This window comes from Jannaschia donghaensis (genome assembly GCF_001403795.1).
Taxonomy (GTDB): Bacteria; Pseudomonadota; Alphaproteobacteria; order Rhodobacterales; family Rhodobacteraceae; genus Jannaschia; species Jannaschia donghaensis.
On the sequence record NZ_CXSU01000012.1, the window covers coordinates 462,888 to 479,389 of the forward strand.

A 16,502-nucleotide genomic window follows, 5' to 3' on the forward strand; every position below is an offset into this window, starting at 1 on the left:
GGGAACAGGCGGTCAGGAGGACGGGGCAGGAGGAAGGAGCGCATAGGGCGGAATTCAAATAATCGTAGTTGAACCGAGTCTGGAGAGAATTGAACTCTGCTCTTAAAGTGTCAAAGTAAATACTTTCTAGAATTTTCCAATATTCTTGACAATAAGAGGGTCAGTAGGCCCTCTATTTGGAAGCCACCATTTATGTCGTTCAATATTCTCAAGAATGAACGGGAGCGGAAAATAATTTATTATCACCTTCGAGGCATTTGTAATGATGCCGATAGGTAATATATCATGAAATCTCTCCTTCTCGAAAAGAGCAAATACCGGACCACCGCTCATCCCTCGGGGTTCAAAGGGAGATGGATTTTCTAGTCTGAAGGATAAAAGCTCGTTAATTTTTGGTAAAACTGGAAAGCCGAACAAGAAATTTGTTTGTGGGAAGTATGTTGTTCTTCCGTATTCTACTCTGTTTATATTGTCTGCAAAGCCTAACCCAAGCAAAAGGTTTGGTGCCCGTATTTTGGCCGCAGAAGACTGCTCTGAAACATCGTAGAATCTTGAAGCATCGATTAAACCACTTTTCACGGCATTTGTATATTCATAGATAAGGTAATCTTCTGACGAGAGACTGCGTCCGTCTCTGGAAGGCAGAATAATTCGGTCTGGGCTAACAGAAAATTCCTTGCAAGCTGACGGTAGAATAAAATTTAGCGGATCATATTCCCTTACTTGATGGCGTGACGTGATTGCGAAATAGCGATCATTCCGCTTTATTCTAAATCCGCTCCCTGATTTCGAAAAGGGAAATTCCGGATAACCTGAATTCTGATATCGTCCAGGCGTCGCAGCCTTTGAAAGATATTCAAGGGCTGAGTATGCTGGCTCAATTTTTTCATACAGTTTTATAGCTTGTACATATTGAGATGTTCGTGCCTCCCAAAATGGATCCCTCAAACATCCAACTCCCCAGCAAACTTCGCGTTCTCGGAAATATACTGAAACCGCATCTCCGGCTTCTTGCCCATCAACCGCTCGACCAGATCCCCGGTTTCTCCCGGAAAATCCTCGTCCACGGTCACGCGGATCAGTTTGCGGGATTTGGGGTCCATGGTGGTCTCTTTGAGATCCTTGGCGTCCATCTCGCCCAGGCCCTTGAAGCGGGAGACGTCGATCTTGCCCTTGCCGCCCAGGCTCTTGGCCAGCCAGGCGTCGCGCTCCAATTCGTCGATGCAATAGACGCGCTTGGCCCCTTGGGTCAGGCGGAACAGGGGCGGGCAGGCGAGGTAGAGGTGGCCCGCGTCGATCATCGGGCGCATCTGGCTGAAGAAGAACGTCATCAGCAGGGCGGCGATATGGGCGCCGTCGACGTCGGCGTCGGTCATGATGATGACCTTGTCGTAGCGAAGGTCGTCGATGTTGAACTTGGTGCCGATTGCCACGCCAAGCGCCTGGGACAGGTCGGAGATTTCCGCGTTGGACGTCAGTTTGCCCGACGCGGCCCCCAGCACGTTTAGGATCTTGCCACGCAGGGGCAGGAGGGCCTGGGTCTTGCGGTCGCGGGCCATCTTGGCGGAGCCACCGGCGCTGTCGCCCTCGACGATGAAGAGCTCGGTCCCCTTCTTGGTGGAGGACGAGCAATCGACCAGCTTGCCGGGCAGGCGGAGTTTCTTGGTGGCGGACTTGCGGGCCGTTTCCTTTTCCTGCCGACGCTTGAGCCGCTCCTCGGCGCGCAGGACGAGGAAGTCGAGGATCGCCCCGGCGGATTTCGTATCGCCCGCCAGCCAGTTGTCGAACCGGTCGCGCACGGCCCCTTCGGTCATCTTGGCGGCGGCTTCGGTGGACAGGCGGTCCTTGGTCTGGCCGACGAACGCAGGCTCCGCGATGAAACACGACACGAGGGCGCAGCCGCCGGAGGTGAGGTCTTCGCGGGTGATCTGCGCGGCCTTCTTGTTGTTCGCCAACTCGCCGTAGGCCTTGATGCCCTTGAGGATCGCGGCCCAGAAACCGGCGACATGGGTGCCGCCTTCGGGTGTGGGGACCGTGTTGCAATAGGACTGGATGAACCCGTCGCGCGCGGGGGTCCAGTTGATGGCCCATTCGACCTTGCCCGGCTCCCCGAACTTTTCGTTGAAGTCCACGGTGCCCGCAAAGGCGGTGTCGGCGTAGGTCGACGCGGTGCCCAGCGTTTCAGTCAGGTAGTCGGACAGGCCGCCGGGGAAGTGGAAGGTGGCCTTGGTCGGGGTTTCGCCGTCGTCGATTTCGGTGGTCCAGCGGATTTCGACGCCCGAAAAGAGGTAGGCCTTGGAGCGGATGGATTTGAACAGGCGCGCGGGTTTCAGGCGGTGGTTGCCGAAGATCTGTTCATCCGCGTGGAAGGTGACGGTCGTGCCGCGGCGGTTGGGGGCGGCGCCGATCTTGGCGACGGGGCCAAGGGGGAGGCCGCGGGAAAACCGCTGCTCCCACAATTCGCGGTCGCGGGCGACCTGCACGACCATGGAATCGCTGAGCGCGTTGACCACGGAGGCACCGACGCCGTGCAGGCCGCCCGATGTCTGGTAGGCCTTGCCGGAGAATTTGCCGCCCGCGTGGAGGGTGCAGAGGATAACTTCGAGGGCGGATTTGTCGGGGAACTTGGGGTGCGGATCGACGGGAATGCCGCGCCCGTTGTCGGTGACGGTGACGGAATTGTCGGCGTGCAGCGTGACTTCGATGCGGTTGGCGTGGCCCGCGACCGCCTCGTCCATCGAGTTGTCGAGGACTTCGGCGACGAGGTGGTGCAGCGCGCGTTCGTCGGTGCCGCCGATATACATGCCGGGCCGCTTGCGGACGGGCTCCAGTCCCTCCAGCACCTCGATCGAGGAGGCGTCGTAGGTTTCGGGCTGCGCGCCGTTGAGGAGGTCGTCGGGCATGTTGCTGCTCTATCTTGTGTGCTCGCGTGCAGGATACGGCAGATGCGGGGGTGGGGGAAGGCTTTCCGGCGGTGGGACGGACGGGCCATCGGATGGGCGGCATTCGCCTCGGCATCATACCGCCCGGCGGACTTTCCATGGACGGCAGGTGACGCTAGGACGACGGCAACCGACACCGGAGCCCCCATGCCACGCATTCTTCTGACCGGCGGCGCCGGATATATCGGCAGCCATACCTATGTCGCGCTCAAGGCGGCAGGATACGATGTGACGATCCTGGATAATTTCGACAACGCCGATCGCGGCGTGATCGACCGGCTGGCGCGTTTGACCGGGGAAGCGGTCGATCTGGTAGAGGGGTCGGTTCTGGACAGACAGGTTCTGGACGATCTGCTGGGGGCGAAAACCTATGACGGGGCCGTCCATTTCGCTGCCAAGAAAGCCGTGGGCGAAAGCGTGGCCAAGCCGCTGGACTATTTCCAGTACAATATCGGCGGTCTGATCACCCTGACGCAGGCGATGCGGGATGCGGGGGTGTTTCGCATCGTGTTTTCGTCGACGGCGACGGTTTACGGGGAGCCGGAGGTGTTCCCGCTGACCGAAGATCTGCCGCTGTCGTATACCTCGCCCTATGCCTTCACCAAGCTGACGAGCGAGCAGATCCTGGCGCAGGCGGCGCAGGCCGATCCGTGGATCGTTGGCGTGCTGCGGTACTTCAATCCGGTCGGTGCCCATCCCAGTGGCCTGATCGGGGAAGACCCGATGGGCATTCCCGACAATTTGATGCCGTTCATTGCCAAGGTCGCCATGGGCGAGATGGAGAAGCTTCGCGTGTTCGGGGACGACTACGACACGCCGGATGGCACCGCCTGGCGCGATTATATTCACGTCATGGATTTGGCGCGGGCGCATGTGCAGTCGCTGGATGCGCTGATGAAGGGGCGGGCGCATACGCTTAACATCGGGACGGGAAATCCGGTGTCGGTCTTGCAGATGCACGCGGCCTATCAGGCCGCCGTAGGTCGGGATCTGCCCTATGAGATTGCGCCGCGGCGGGCGGGCGACGTGCCCAAGCTCTACGCCGATCCAAGCCGCGCGAGAGCCGAGTTGGGGTTCGAGGCGGAGCATGGGCTGGAAGAGATGTGCGAGAGCAGCTGGAACTGGGTGCAGGCGCAAAAGCGGGGCTGGGGGTTCAATTCGTGACGGCGGCGTGATCGTCGGCGGCGAAGGTTGAGTACGCCGCCAGATTGACCGCCCGGATCCAGTCGGCGCGGCCGTAGGGGCCGTCAGCCTTCACGGGCCGCTTCGATGGCTGGCAGGATCGTGTCTTCCATGACCGAGATGGTGATCGGCCCGGCGAAGCGCAGGCGAACAATGCCGTCGCCGTCGACCACGAAGGTTTCCGGAAAGCCGGTAACGCCCCAGTCGATGGCGACCCGGCCGGCGTCGGCCCCGATGGCCGCGTAGGGGTCGCCCAGATCTTCGAGAAACTTGATGGCGTCGACGGGCTTGTCCTTGTGGTTGATGCCGTAGACCGGGACGATGTCGGCCAAGGCCTCGATCTGCGGATGCTCCACCCGGCAAGGCACGCACCAGCTGGCCCAGAAGTTCACCAGCTTGACCTCACCGTCGGCCATCAGACCGGGCGGCAGGGGCGCACGCCCAGGCAGTTCGGTCGTGTCGAGCGCCGGGGCCGGCTGTCCGATGAACGCCGAGCGGATGGCGTCCGGGTTGTCGCGGAACAGACCCGACAGGAAGAACCCGGCAAGCAGCGCGAAGATCGCCACGGGGACGAGGGCAAGCCACCTCATTTCTCAGCCTCCTCCAACCGACGCTTGGTGGCACGGGACGCGGCGACGCTTTGTACCACGAGGCCGATCACGAGCGCGCCCGAGAGCGCGTAGGCCAGCAGGATGTCGAAGGCGTAGGGACCGAGGGTCATGCGAGGCGATCCCGTGCGGTCAGAGTGGAGAGGCGGCGGCGGCGGATTTCGGTGCGTGTGCGCATCAGGACGAGGGCGAGAAACAGCGCGACGAACCCCGCAAGCGAAATCACGAGCGGCTGCCAAAAGACGTCCGCGACGTTTTCTTCGGCGTCCAGCGACAGCGATGCGCCCTGGTGCAGGCCTTGGCTCCAGAATTGGGCGGCATAGCGCGACAGGACGGCGAAGACCGTCCCCACGAGGCAGAGGATCGAGGTCAAATCGGCGGCTGCGTCCGGTTCCTCGATCGCGGACCACAGGGCGGAGTAGCCCAGATAGAACAGGCCGAGGATCAGAAAGGACGTCAAACGCGGATCCCATTCCCAATAGGTGCCCCACATCGGCTTGCCCCAGATGGCGCCGGTCAGAAGAGCCACGATGGTCATGATAAGGCCGATCGGCGCGGCGGCACGTGCGGCCAGCGCGCTGACGTGATGCCGGCGGATCAACCAGATCAGCGAGGCGACCAACATCATGAACCACGCGTTGATGGCGATGAAAGCGGACGGCACGTGAATGTAGATGATCTTGACCGAGTTCCCCATGCGGAAATCCTCGGGCGTGAAGAAGAAACCCCAGATCAGGCCGGTGGCGCACAGCACCGTCGCGGCGGCCCAGACCCAAGGCTGGATCTTGGCCGACAACGCCATGAAGCGGCGGGGGTTCGCGTATTCCCAGAACGACATGATGCTTCCTATTTCGACGCGGCGGGGGCGGCAAGTCGGGTCACCGAAGGTTGATGCGCAATGCCGCAGCGGTGGCGAAGGGCAGGACGGCGACGCAGCCCAGAGTGATCGCCGCAAGCAGGGCGAGCGGGGTGGCGACAGACAGGCCGTCGCCCCCCCGGCGCACCACCTCGGCCCCGAAGACGAGGGTGGGGATGTAGAGCGGAAGCACCAGGAGCGAGAGCAGCAGCGAACCGCGTTTGAGGCCGACCGTCAGCGCCGCGCCGAACGTCCCGAGCCAAGACAGCGCGGGCGTGCCGATCAGGAGAGAGACGACGAGCCACGGCAGCGCAGAGGTGGGCAGGAACAGCAGAAGGGACAGGGCCGGGGCCGCGACCGTCAGCGGCAGACCCGTGGTGATCCAATGGGTCAGGGCCTTGATCGTGGCGACGCCTTCGAGCGGGATCGGCGCGGTGGCGAGCAGGTCGAGGGAGCCGTCCTCCAGATCGAGGGCAAAAATCCGGTCGAGCGATAGCAAGCAGGCCAGCAGTGCCCCCAGCCACAGGATGCCGGGGCCGATGGGGCGCAGAAGGGTCGCGTCCGGGCCGACGCCCAGCGGCACGAGCGTGGCGAGGATGAGAAAGAACGCGAGGCCGAGGCCGAAGCCGCCGCCGGCACGTATGGCAAGGCGCAGATCGCGCGCCAGTAGCGCGATCATTCCAGCGCCTCCGCGAACGGGTCATCGGTGACGGGGGCCGCGTGGCGCGCGGCAAATTGCAAGATGTCGAGGGTGCGCACGTCGGGCAGGCCGAGATCGATATGTGTCGCAAGGATCGCGCTGCCGCCGGTGCCGAGATGTGCGGCGACCGCCCGACCGAACAGCGCGACGTTGGCGGCATCGAGCGAGACGGTCGGTTCGTCCAGCAGCCAGACCTTCCGCCCGGTGAGCGGGAGGCGGGCCAGCGACGTACGACGCTTCTGCCCGGCCGAAAGGTCGGCGGCGCGTCGGTGCAGCAGCGGGGCCAAGTCGAAGGCGGCGACGGCGGGCGCGATGTCAGCGGTGCCAAAAATGCTGGCCCAGAACGTCAGATTTTCGGCCACGGTCAGCTGCCCCTTCAGCCCGTCGGCGTGGGCGGCGTAGGCGCAGATGTCGGGGTCGACCGTGCCGGCGATCGGGGGGGTCAGGCCCGCCAGCGTGCGTAGCAGCGTGGTCTTTCCGGCCCCGTTGGGACCGCGCAGAACCAACGCCTCGCCTGCGGCGACCGACAGGGACACACCACGCAGGACGGTAATCTGGCCGCGGCGACAGGCGAGGTCGGTGATCGTGAGCGTCATGGGGCCGGTCTAGGGCGCGGGCCGTCAGGTGCCAAGGTCAATGCGCAGGCCGTCGGTGCCCAGATGCAGCGGCCCGTCCCAACCTTCGGCTACGGCGGCGTGCCAGTCGGTCGGCCCGAAGTCCGGATCGTCGGATGGCACGAGATGATGCAGCGCCAGCGCGCGGACCCCGGCCTGCGTGGCGATGCGCCCGGCATCGGCGGCGGAGGTGTGGGACAGCCGCAGATGTGTCAGCAGCCGGTCGTCGCCGTTTCCGACGCGAGCCGCTAGGGCGGCGAGGGCAGGGTCCAACATCGCCTCGTGAACCAGAAGGTCGGCACCGCGCGCAAAGTCGGCAAGCGCCGGCAAGTAGGCGGTGTCGCCGGAAAAGACCACGCGGTTCGAAAGACCGGCGAAGGACAGCGCGAAGCAGTCGACCAGCGGCGGGTGCGCGACGCGCATCGCAGTGACGGTCACGGTGTCCAGGGTGGCGACCTTACCGGCGTCGAGCGCATGGATGCGGACCAGGGCGGCGAGATCGGGCCGCCCCTCGTCCGCGATGCGCAGGGCGATGTCGTCCGCCATGGAAGCAAGAAAGGCGGTCCAGTACCGGTCGAGGCCGGGTGGCCCCCAGATTTCCACGTTCGACTTGAGCCCGGCAGTCCAAGCCGTGTGCAGGAGCGGGCCGAGTTCGAGGTAATGGTCGGAATGCAAATGAGTAATGAAAATCGTTCGCAGATCGGCCAGTTCCATCCCCTGATCGGCCAGCGCGCGCGTTACGCCCAGACCGCAATCCACCACGATTGCCCGCCCGTCGAGGGTCAGCAAGCTGGAGGTCGGCATCGGCGTGCCGGGCCGTATCGCGGGACCGCCCTTGGTGCCCAGAAGAACGACATGGTCGGGGTCTGTCGCAGCCATGGTCACCTCCTGTCCGGGTGTCTGGGTCACTGCTGCGGTGGGCGTCTGTCAAGGGGTGGCGATGGGTCGCGCGGGGCGTTTGCGCGCTGTATCGGTGAGGATTATCCAGATTTGTCGTTCGGTATGCCACGGTATACCCTTGATCCCGCCGCGCCGATCGGGCATGACGCAAGCAAATCCTTATATGCCCCGGGAGGCCCTGAATGACTGTCGTCGTCGGAACCGATACCGCCAAGACCCGCCGCACGCTGAGTGTCGGCGCGCAGAGCGTAAGCTACTATTCCATCGCCGCCGCCACGGAGGCTGGTCTGGGTGACTTCTCCAAGCTGCCCGCCGCATTGAAGGTGGTGCTGGAGAATATGCTGCGGTTCGAAGACGGGGGCCGCTCGGTCAGCCTGGACGACATCAAGGCGTTCGGCGAATGGGCCAGCAAGGGCGGCAAGAACCCGCGCGAGATCGCGTATCGCCCCGCCCGCGTCTTGATGCAGGACTTCACTGGCGTTCCGGCTGTCGTCGACCTGGCCGCGATGCGCGATGGGATCGTCGCGCTGGGCGGTGACGCGCAGAAGATCAACCCGCTGAACCCAGTGGACCTCGTCATCGACCATTCGGTGATGATCGATGAGTTCGGCAACCCGCGCGCGTTCCAGATGAACGTCGACCGCGAATACGAGCGCAACATGGAGCGGTATCAGTTCCTGAAATGGGGTCAGACCGCGTTCGACAACTTCCGCGTCGTGCCGCCGGGCACGGGCATCTGCCACCAGGTCAATCTGGAATATCTGGCGCAGACGGTCTGGACCGACAAGGATCATAACGGCGACATGGTCGCCTATCCCGACACGCTGGTCGGCACCGACAGCCATACGACGATGGTCAACGGCGCGGCCGTTCTGGGCTGGGGCGTGGGCGGCATCGAGGCGGAGGCCGCGATGCTGGGCCAGCCGATTTCGATGCTCATCCCCGAGGTCGTGGGGTTCGAGCTGACGGGTCGGATGATGGAAGGCACCACGGGCACGGACTTGGTGCTCAAAGTCGTCGAGTTGCTGCGCGAGAAGGGTGTGGTGTCCAAGTTCGTGGAATTCTACGGCGAAGGGCTGGATCACCTGCCGCTGGCGGACCGCGCGACGATCGCCAACATGGCGCCCGAGTACGGTGCGACCTGTGGCTTTTTCCCGATCGACGACGAGACGCTGCGCTATCTGCGCAACACGGGTCGTGAGGAAGACCGGGTCCAACTGGTCGAGTCCTATGCCAAGGAGAACGGGTTCTGGCGCGGGGCGGATTACGCGCCGGTCTATACCGACACGCTCAGCCTCGACATGGGCACGATCGTTCCGGCGATTTCCGGGCCGAAGCGTCCGCAGGATTACATCACGCTGACCGAAGCGGCGTCGGCGTTCGGCAAATACGTCAAGGGCATCCGGGAGGGCGAAGACGTCTCCAAGAAGGCCGAAGTGCGCTGGGAAGGCGAGGGCGGCGCGCCCGAGCCGGTCGAGATCCCCGGTGACGAAGGCCATCACGCCCGCGGATATGTCATGGCCGACGGTGGCGATTATCAGCTGCACGACGGTTCCATCGTGATCGCCTCGATCACGTCCTGCACCAACACGTCGAACCCCTACGTGATGATCGGGGCCGGTCTGGTGGCGCGCAAGGCGCGGGAGCTGGGATTGAACCGCAAGCCCTGGGTCAAGACGTCGCTGGCGCCCGGCAGCCAGGTTGTCAGCGCTTATCTGGAGGCCGCTGACCTGCAGGAGGATCTGGATGCGATCGGCTTCAACCTGGTTGGTTACGGCTGCACGACCTGCATCGGCAACTCCGGACCCTTGGCCCCCGAAATCTCCAAGGCGATCAACGACGCCGACCTGATCGGCACGTCGATCCTGTCGGGCAACCGCAACTTCGAGGGCCGGATCAGCCCGGACGTGCGTGCCAACTACCTCGCCTCGCCCCCCCTAGTCGTGGCCTATGCGCTGGTGGGCGACATGAACGTGGACATTACCACGGCAAGTCTGGGCAAGGGGAAGGACGGTCAGGACGTCTATCTCAAGGATATCTGGCCCACCTCGAAAGAAATCGCGGATCTGGTCGAGAAGACCGTGACCCGAGAGTCGTTCCAAGAGAAATACGCCGACGTCTTCAAGGGCGACGACAAGTGGCAGGGTGTCGAGGTTCCCCAGCAGGAGACCTACGATTGGCCGGCGACCTCCACCTACGTTCAGAACCCACCCTATTTTCAGGGGATGGGGCCGAATGCCGGGGAAATTCACGACATCAAGGGCGCGCGCGTCTTGGCCGTTTTGGGCGACATGATAACCACCGATCACATCAGCCCGGCCGGATCATTCAAGGAAAGCTCCCCCGCGGGCCAGTATCTGATCGAACGCCAGGTTCCGGTGCGGGAGTTCAACTCCTACGGGTCGCGTCGCGGCAACCACGAGATCATGATGCGGGGCACTTTCGCTAACATCCGCATCAAGAACGAGATGCTGGACGGCGTGGAAGGGGGCTACACCAAGGGCCCCGACGGCGAGCAGACCTCGATCTACGACGCCGCGATGGCCTGGCAGGAGAAGGGCGTTCCGCTCGTCGTTTTCGGCGGTGAGCAGTACGGGGCCGGATCGTCCCGCGATTGGGCCGCGAAGGGCACCGCGCTTCTGGGCGTGAAGGCCGTCATTGCCGAAAGCTTCGAGCGGATCCACCGCTCCAACCTGGTCGGCATGGGCGTCATCCCGTTCGAATTCACCGGTGGCGACAGCCGCGACAGCCTTGGCCTGACGGGCGAGGAAGAGGTGACGATCGAAGGGCTGGGCGACGTCAAGCCGCTCCAGGACGTTCCCGCGTCGATCAAGATGGCCGATGGCACTGTCAAGAATGTCACGCTGAAGTGCCGGATCGATACGGAAGTGGAGATCGACTACATCAAGAACGGCGGCGTGCTGCATTACGTGCTGCGCAATCTGGCATCGACCGCGCCCATCGCGGCGGAATAGGCCGATCAAAATCGCATATTGCGGGGCCCTCCGGGGCCCCGTTCACGTTGTGGGATGTGCGATCATCGGAGATGGTCGGGGCGAAGACGAAGACTCGGCGACCTTTGATGTTAGAGGGTGACGTTGCCGAAACGACTTCGAAATTTGCCGCTGGTCTGGTTGCTGATGATGATGACGACGTCAGGGGCGACAGGTCAGATTCTTTAGAAGTCCTTCGGCATGATCGCTCATCAGGTGGGTGGGGCGATGATCGCCGGCGCGACGGAGCTGACGCTTTGGTCCGCGGGGTTCTTCTGACGCAAGCGCACACTGATCCATCCGCATCACGCGCCGCAGGCCTTGATCGTCGAAGGTCCCTACCACATGTCGCGCAATCTGATCGATTTCGCCCGTGTGGCGATCGCGACCGGCTTCGCGCTGCGGCAGGGCGGTGTCCTGGAGATTTGCCCTGTGCCCTTCCTGATTGCCGTTCTTGTTCGTCGCTTTGCGGTCCCCGAAGAAACTGCCCTGCGCGCGGCGTTCGACGGGCCAGCCGCGGCTTACCTTAGGGACACACGCCGCTGGTTGTAACGCCCTGCCTCACCACGTGGTGATTGGAATTGGCGGTCGGGGGCGTCTAGGTAGGCCGGACACAAAACGGAATCATTGCCCCATGCGCCTTGCCGCCGCCGCCCTCACGACCCTTGCCCTTGCCGTGCCTGTCGCGGCCGATCCTGTGGTGGTGGAGCTTTATACGTCGCAAGGGTGTTCCTCATGCCCGCCCGCTGACGAAATGCTGGGCAAGCTGACGCAACGCGACAACGTCATCGCCCTGTCCCTGCATGTGGATTACTGGGACTGGATCGGTTGGAAGGACACCTTCGCCGCTCCTGCGTTTTCTGAGCGTCAGCTGCGCTATGCCGAGGCTGTCGGGTCCAACACGCGCTATACCCCGCAATTCGTGATCGGCGGCATCGACCGCGTGGCCGGACCGTCGGGCATGGAACTGAGCGATCTGATCCAGGCCCACGACGGCGCAACCGGAGATGTCCTGCAAGCCGACGGATCGGACGTGCGGGTCGCTGCGACCGGTACCAAGGGGCAGCTGATCGCCGTGACCTACCTGCCGGAGGCGACGGTCGGGGTACTTCACGGGGAGAATGCGGGCCAGTCGATCACCTATCACAACGTGGTGCGCAGCTGGACCGTCCTTCAGGAGTTGGACGGGTCGGTGACGACCGTGCGCGTACCTGCCGCCCCCGACGGTGAGAAGCGGGTCGTGCTGGCGCAGGCCATCGTCGACGGCAAGCCCGCCACGATGCTGGGGGCCGTGAAGCTGGATTGACGTCCGCTTCAACTGGACGGTCCGATCGGGCCGGGCCAGGGTCCGGCGATGATACGCGCGATTCTCTTCGACAAGGACGGCACGCTGACGGATTTCCGCGCTACGTGGGAACCGTGGATGGGCGGCATGATCCGTGATCTGGCCGACGCAAGCGGCGCGGACGCCGCGGACATCGCTGATGGGTTCGGCTTCGACCTGCGGACCGATACGATCCCGGCGGACGCGCCCTTCGTGACCGCCCCCGGATACGTGACAGTCGAAACCGTGTCGCGACGTATCGGCTGGCCAAAGGCGCGCCTGTCCGATTGGTTGGACCCGCGGTCCGGGTCGGTCGAGCAGGTCATCGTGCCGGGGGCCGTGGATGTCCTGCGGCAGCTGCGGGACGATGGGCTGAAACTGGGTGTCCTGACCAACGCAAGCGAGGCCGAGGCGATGCGCCATCTGGCGCACATGGGTGCCACGCCGCATCTGACGCGCATCATCGGATACGACAGTGGATTTGGTGCCAAGCCCGATCCGCGCGGTGCGGCGCATTTCGCCGACGCGCTGGGGTTGGCGCGACACGAGGTTCTGCTGGTGGGCGACGGCATGACGGACATGGACGCGGCGCGGGGCGCAGGTCTGATGGCCGTCGCCGTCCTGACGGGGACATTGGATGCGGTGGCGCTCGCCCCCCATGCGCTTGCGGTGCTGCCGGATGTCACCCACATCCAGGCTTGGTTGACCGAGCAGCAAACAGCGTGAGAGCCGGTCCGCTTTAACCCGGTCTTCAGGGTTTTTTGATTGAAGGGCCCCGAGTCGACACACAGGGGGCCCGATGCACGGTCTGATCTGCAAATCGCTGGAGGAGTTCGTGCGCGATCAGCACGGGGAGGCCGTGTGGCGGCAAATCTGCCTGCGATCGCGCGCGCCGTCCGGCGGGTTCGAGGGGCTGCGCAGCTACGACGACGCGCTGATGGAAGTGGTATTCGCAACCGCCTTCGATGAACTGGGGCAGAGCCGGTCAGGCCTGCTTGAGGATATCGGCCATTGGATCTGCACCCATCCGCCACTTGAACCGGTGCGCCGCCTGATCCGGTTCTCGGGCACCAGTTTCGTCGATCTGATCTACTCGCTTGAGGATATCCACGACCGGGCGCGGATCGCGCTGCCCGGTCTGGGTCTACCTAAATTCAGCATGACGGAGCCGACGGCGAACACGTTTCGGATCTGTTCGGTCTGGCACATGGAAGGCGGCGGCGCGGTGTTGACCGGCATCCTGCGGGCGATGGCTGACGACTATGGTGCCCTTGCGCTGATCGAACCGGGTCAGAGCGACCGCAAGAACGGCAAATGGCATGAATTCGTCGGTGTGACGATTTTCGATCAAGCGCATCAGGAACCGCGGGAATTCACCCTGGGGCAGGGGGTATGACCGTCGTATCCTTCGATCTTGCGGCGCTGCAGGGCATCTTTCCGATGATGATCCTGTTCGACCACGATTGCGCGGTGACGGCGGTGGGGCCGACGTTGGAGCGAATGGCCCCTGGGGCCTTGGGACAATCGTTGCGCGATGTTCTGGGCTTCGTCCATCCGCCCGTCGTGCCCGACGCCAAGGGCATATTCGACACGAAGGGTCGCCGTCTGCGCGTCCAATTGCTGGCGGAAACGAACGTTCCCGAAGGGGAGGATCCGGTGATCCTGCGCGCGGTCGTCATTCCGCTGACCGACGGTCGCGGTATGGTCAAGCTGACGTTCGGACCGGATCCGGCCCTTGCATTGCGGCGGCACCGGTTGACCGCGCGCGACTTCGCCGTCACGGACCCAATGGTCGACTATCTCTATCTGATCGAAGTGCACGGCCTGTTGCATTCCGAATACGAGCGATTGAGCGACAGATTGGATCTGGCGCGCGACGCGGCGGAACGTGCGGCGGTCACCGACAAGCTGACGGGGTTGCACAATCGGCGCGCCATGGATGCCCACCTGACGAACTTGACGACGTCCGCCGTTCGGCCCTTTGGTTTGATGCAACTGGATCTCGATTACTTCAAGGCGGTCAACGACACCTATGGGCACGTCGCCGGTGACCGCGTTCTGGAAGAAGTGGCCGGCATCCTACGCGAAGAAGTGCGGGCGGAGGACATGGTCGCGCGGATGGGCGGTGACGAATTCATGCTGGTCTTCGACAATTGCACCGACGTCGATCTGATGTGCCGCATTTCCGACCGCATCATTGGCCGCCTGGAAAAGCCGATCGCGTGGGAGGGCCACAGCTGTCGGATTTCGGGCAGCATCGGAATCACCATGTCGAGCTACTACGATCAACCGGACCCCGACCGTCTCGTTTCCGACGTGGATGCGGCGCTCTATGCCGCCAAGCGTGCGGGCCGGGCCCGAACGACGGTCTTCGACCCCCAAAGCCCGCCTGACGATGTGGAGGCCGTTGGATGAGGGTTTGGAAAGTTGATGCGGAAATACATCAGCGCGCAGCCCGTAGGGGAATCGAACCCCTCTTTCCAGGTTGAAAACCTGGCGTCCTAACCGATAGACGAACGGGCCAGCGCGCTGACGTGAGGGGTGTTTAGGGGACGACCCCAAGGCCTGCAAGCGAATTTCGCACGGATTTCGATGCTTTTTCGCCGCCCCGAAGACGGCGGTTCAAGCGTCCGTTTCCGAGACCAGCGCGATGTCCTCGAGCTTGAGCTGAACGTTCTCGCGGCCTTGCCAGCGGTTCAGTTCCAGCCGTCCGGCGACGTGCATCGGTGCGCCGGCCGCCCGGGTGACGGCGTCTGCAATGCCACTCGAAGTGGCGCGGAACGCAATGGCGTCCAGCCGCCCCGGCCCGCCCCCGGTAAAGGTGACCTTGAGGTGCCCCTCGCCGACGGGACGCGCATGGGCGACGCGCAGGTCAGGAAAAGCGAACCGCGGGGCAGAGGCGCCCTGACCGAAGGGACCGGCACGCTCCAACTGACCGACCAGGTCGTTCGTCGCAGCACGGGGCATCAGCGTGGCATCTATACGCAGGTCGCGCGGGCCAATCGTGGCCGCGCCTTGTCGCGCCAGAAGGTCCGACAGCCGCTCCATCGCTGCGTCGATCTTGTCGGGCTGCACGGTCAGGCCCGCTGCCATGCGGTGACCGCCACCCTTGATCAAGAGGCCTTCGGCGGCAAGGCGCTGGATCGCCCCGCCGATGTCGACTCCGGCGATGGAACGGGCAGAGCCTTGTCCAATCCCGTCGGGTCGGATGCCGATCACGACGGACGGTCGATTCAACGCATCCTTCAGGCGCGATGCGACGATGCCGACGACGCCGGGGTGCCAGCCTTCGCCACTGGCCCAGGCGAGGGCGGCGCCGGCTTCGACACGTGCGGTTGCCGTTTCCAGCGCGATCTCCGTGACCCGGGCCTCGATGTCGCGGCGTTCGGTGTTGAGCAGGTCCAGTCGCTCGGCCAGCGCCTGCGCCTCGGCCGGGTCGTCGGTCGACAGCAGGCGCGCGCCGAGATCCGCCGCGCCGATGCGGCCACCGGCATTGATCCGCGGTCCCAGAAGATAGCCGAGGTGATAGGCGGTCGGGGGGCCATCCATCCGGGCAACATCCGCAAGCGCGCGCAGGCCGGGGCGGTGCCGATCGCGCAGCACCCGGAGACCCTGCTGCACCAATGCGCGGTTCACGCCCAGTAGGGGGGCCACGTCGGCCACCGTGGCCAGCCCGACAAGGTCGAGCATGGCCATCAGATCGGGCCCCTTGCCCCCCGCCGCGCGCACCATGCGGTTCGCTTCGACAAGGCACAGAAAAACGACGGCGGCGGCGCACAGGTGGGCAAGCGTGCCGTCTTCGTCCTGCCGATTTGGGTTCACCACGGCGAGCGCAGGGGGAAGGGTGTCGCCGCCAAGATGGTGGTCGAGGACGATGACATCGGCCAGCCCTTGGGCAGCGGCCAACGCATCGTGGGACAGGGTCCCGCAGTCGACACAAACGATCAGATCGTGATCGCGGGCCAGCGCGCCGATCGCGGGCGCGTTCGGCCCATAGCCTTCGTCGATACGGTCGGGCACATAGACCGTAGCGGTGCGCCCCTGTGCGCGCAGCCACCAGATCAAAAGCGCGGCGGACGTGCCGCCGTCGACGTCATAATCGGCAAAAACGGCAATCCGCTGCTTGCCCGTCACGGCAGCCAGCAGGCGCGTTGCCGCCTTGTCCATATCGCGCAGCGTCAGCGGATCGGGCAACAGATCACGCAGCTTGGGGTCGAGGAAGCCTGCGGCATCCTCGGGCAGGACCCCGCGCCGCGCCATATGACGGGCGAGGGGCAGCGGCTGCCCGGTCTGCGCGATCGCTTCGGCCAGGCGATCCTGCTCCGCATCCAGCCCGATCCAGCGTCGCCCCGTCGCCGATGTCGTGACGCCGAGCCAGCTCAC

Annotated in this window: 16 protein-coding genes and 1 tRNA gene; 7 read left to right on the plus strand and 10 right to left on the minus strand. The window is 64.0% G+C overall.

Annotated elements, in window-relative coordinates; translation table 11 throughout:
* Window positions 1–126 precede the first annotated feature (126 nt).
* Window positions 127–948: a hypothetical protein gene (locus JDO7802_RS17995; RefSeq protein WP_144430601.1), complete on the minus strand. Its 822-nt coding sequence runs from the start codon at window positions 946–948 to the stop codon at window positions 127–129.
* Window positions 945–2,903: a DNA topoisomerase IV subunit B gene (parE, locus tag JDO7802_RS11545; RefSeq protein ID WP_055085716.1), complete on the minus strand. Its 1,959-nt coding sequence runs from the start codon at window positions 2,901–2,903 to the stop codon at window positions 945–947. The genes JDO7802_RS17995 and parE overlap by 4 nt, the downstream gene beginning before the upstream one ends.
* A gap of 186 nt (window positions 2,904–3,089) precedes the next feature.
* Here parE and galE point away from each other — a divergent pair, with 186 nt between their 5' ends.
* A complete protein-coding gene (gene galE, locus JDO7802_RS11550; protein WP_055085718.1) occupies window positions 3,090–4,106 on the plus strand; it encodes a UDP-glucose 4-epimerase GalE in 1,017 nt (338 codons plus the stop codon).
* 83 nt (window positions 4,107–4,189) lie between these two features.
* Here the strand turns inward: galE and JDO7802_RS11555 are convergent, their stop codons facing one another.
* Genes JDO7802_RS11555 through JDO7802_RS11575 form a run of 6 tightly spaced genes read right to left on the minus strand, consistent with a single transcriptional unit; the run spans window position 4,190 to window position 7,781 of the window.
* Window positions 4,190–4,714, minus strand: coding sequence for a DsbE family thiol:disulfide interchange protein (locus JDO7802_RS11555; RefSeq protein WP_055085720.1), 525 nt, complete (start codon window positions 4,712–4,714; stop codon window positions 4,190–4,192).
* Entirely contained in the window at window positions 4,711–4,845 is a 135-nt protein-coding gene (gene ccmD / locus JDO7802_RS17660; protein WP_083481135.1) for a heme exporter protein CcmD, read from the minus strand. Before ccmD ends, JDO7802_RS11555 begins: the two co-directional genes overlap by 4 nt.
* Window positions 4,842–5,570 carry a heme ABC transporter permease CcmC gene (ccmC, locus tag JDO7802_RS11560; RefSeq protein WP_055085722.1) on the minus strand — a complete coding sequence of 243 codons (729 nt, stop codon included), beginning with the start codon at window positions 5,568–5,570 and terminating at the stop codon, window positions 4,842–4,844. The genes ccmD and ccmC overlap by 4 nt, the downstream gene beginning before the upstream one ends.
* A 40-nt stretch (window positions 5,571–5,610) precedes the next feature.
* On the minus strand, window positions 5,611–6,267 hold the full coding sequence (gene ccmB / locus JDO7802_RS11565) for a heme exporter protein CcmB (RefSeq protein ID WP_055085723.1): 657 nt from the start codon (window positions 6,265–6,267) through the stop codon (window positions 5,611–5,613).
* Window positions 6,264–6,884 carry a heme ABC exporter ATP-binding protein CcmA gene (gene ccmA, locus JDO7802_RS11570; RefSeq protein ID WP_055085725.1) on the minus strand — a complete coding sequence of 207 codons (621 nt, stop codon included), beginning with the start codon at window positions 6,882–6,884 and terminating at the stop codon, window positions 6,264–6,266. The genes ccmB and ccmA overlap by 4 nt, the downstream gene beginning before the upstream one ends.
* 24 nt (window positions 6,885–6,908) lie before the next feature.
* The gene (locus tag JDO7802_RS11575; protein ID WP_055085727.1) at window positions 6,909–7,781 is read right to left on the minus strand and encodes an MBL fold metallo-hydrolase; all 873 of its coding nucleotides are present in this window, start codon (window positions 7,779–7,781) and stop codon (window positions 6,909–6,911) included.
* Window positions 7,782–7,984: 203 nt separating this feature from the next.
* Here JDO7802_RS11575 and acnA point away from each other — a divergent pair, with 203 nt between their 5' ends.
* From acnA to JDO7802_RS11605, 6 genes are all read left to right on the plus strand, one after another.
* Window positions 7,985–10,777 carry an aconitate hydratase AcnA gene (gene acnA / locus JDO7802_RS11580; RefSeq protein WP_055085729.1) on the plus strand — a complete coding sequence of 931 codons (2,793 nt, stop codon included), beginning with the start codon at window positions 7,985–7,987 and terminating at the stop codon, window positions 10,775–10,777.
* 363 nt (window positions 10,778–11,140) lie between these two features.
* Window positions 11,141–11,347, plus strand: a complete 207-nt coding sequence (locus JDO7802_RS11585; RefSeq protein WP_055085731.1) for a hypothetical protein — start codon at window positions 11,141–11,143, stop codon at window positions 11,345–11,347.
* Between the two features lie 82 nt (window positions 11,348–11,429).
* Complete coding sequence (locus JDO7802_RS11590; RefSeq protein WP_055085733.1) at window positions 11,430–12,101, plus strand: DUF1223 domain-containing protein; 672 nt, start codon at window positions 11,430–11,432, stop codon at window positions 12,099–12,101.
* Between the two features lie 48 nt (window positions 12,102–12,149).
* Complete coding sequence (locus JDO7802_RS11595; protein ID WP_055085735.1) at window positions 12,150–12,845, plus strand: HAD family hydrolase; 696 nt, start codon at window positions 12,150–12,152, stop codon at window positions 12,843–12,845.
* A 73-nt stretch (window positions 12,846–12,918) separates the two neighbouring features.
* A complete protein-coding gene (locus tag JDO7802_RS11600) occupies window positions 12,919–13,515 on the plus strand; it encodes a heme NO-binding domain-containing protein (protein ID WP_055085737.1) in 597 nt (198 codons plus the stop codon).
* The gene (locus JDO7802_RS11605) at window positions 13,512–14,534 is read left to right on the plus strand and encodes a GGDEF domain-containing protein (protein WP_055085739.1); all 1,023 of its coding nucleotides are present in this window, start codon (window positions 13,512–13,514) and stop codon (window positions 14,532–14,534) included. The genes JDO7802_RS11600 and JDO7802_RS11605 overlap by 4 nt, the downstream gene beginning before the upstream one ends.
* A 36-nt stretch (window positions 14,535–14,570) precedes the next feature.
* Here the strand turns inward: JDO7802_RS11605 and JDO7802_RS11610 are convergent.
* Window positions 14,571–14,642: transfer RNA gene (locus JDO7802_RS11610), tRNA-Glu, on the minus strand.
* Between the two features lie 99 nt (window positions 14,643–14,741).
* Complete coding sequence (recJ, locus tag JDO7802_RS11615) at window positions 14,742–16,502, minus strand: single-stranded-DNA-specific exonuclease RecJ (protein WP_055085741.1); 1,761 nt, start codon at window positions 16,500–16,502, stop codon at window positions 14,742–14,744.

Excerpts from the sequence above, each read along its gene's own strand:
- parE (WP_055085716.1), bottom strand. The coding sequence starts at position 2,903 with ATGCCCGACGACCTCCTCAACGGCGCGCAGCCCGAAACCTACGACGCC.
- ccmD (WP_083481135.1), bottom strand. The coding sequence starts at position 4,845 with ATGACCCTCGGTCCCTACGCCTTCGACATCCTGCTGGCCTACGCGCTC.
- JDO7802_RS11590 (WP_055085733.1), top strand. The coding sequence starts at position 11,430 with ATGCGCCTTGCCGCCGCCGCCCTCACGACCCTTGCCCTTGCCGTGCCT.
- JDO7802_RS11555 (WP_055085720.1), bottom strand. The coding sequence starts at position 4,714 with ATGAGGTGGCTTGCCCTCGTCCCCGTGGCGATCTTCGCGCTGCTTGCC.
- ccmA (WP_055085725.1), bottom strand. The coding sequence starts at position 6,884 with ATGACGCTCACGATCACCGACCTCGCCTGTCGCCGCGGCCAGATTACC.
- ccmC (WP_055085722.1), bottom strand. The coding sequence starts at position 5,570 with ATGTCGTTCTGGGAATACGCGAACCCCCGCCGCTTCATGGCGTTGTCG.
- JDO7802_RS11575 (WP_055085727.1), bottom strand. The coding sequence starts at position 7,781 with ATGGCTGCGACAGACCCCGACCATGTCGTTCTTCTGGGCACCAAGGGC.
- ccmB (WP_055085723.1), bottom strand. The coding sequence starts at position 6,267 with ATGATCGCGCTACTGGCGCGCGATCTGCGCCTTGCCATACGTGCCGGC.
- JDO7802_RS11595 (WP_055085735.1), top strand. The coding sequence starts at position 12,150 with ATGATACGCGCGATTCTCTTCGACAAGGACGGCACGCTGACGGATTTC.
- galE (WP_055085718.1), top strand. The coding sequence starts at position 3,090 with ATGCCACGCATTCTTCTGACCGGCGGCGCCGGATATATCGGCAGCCAT.
- JDO7802_RS11600 (WP_055085737.1), top strand. The coding sequence starts at position 12,919 with ATGCACGGTCTGATCTGCAAATCGCTGGAGGAGTTCGTGCGCGATCAG.
- JDO7802_RS11605 (WP_055085739.1), top strand. The coding sequence starts at position 13,512 with ATGACCGTCGTATCCTTCGATCTTGCGGCGCTGCAGGGCATCTTTCCG.
- JDO7802_RS11585 (WP_055085731.1), top strand. The coding sequence starts at position 11,141 with ATGTCGCGCAATCTGATCGATTTCGCCCGTGTGGCGATCGCGACCGGC.
- acnA (WP_055085729.1), top strand. The coding sequence starts at position 7,985 with ATGACTGTCGTCGTCGGAACCGATACCGCCAAGACCCGCCGCACGCTG.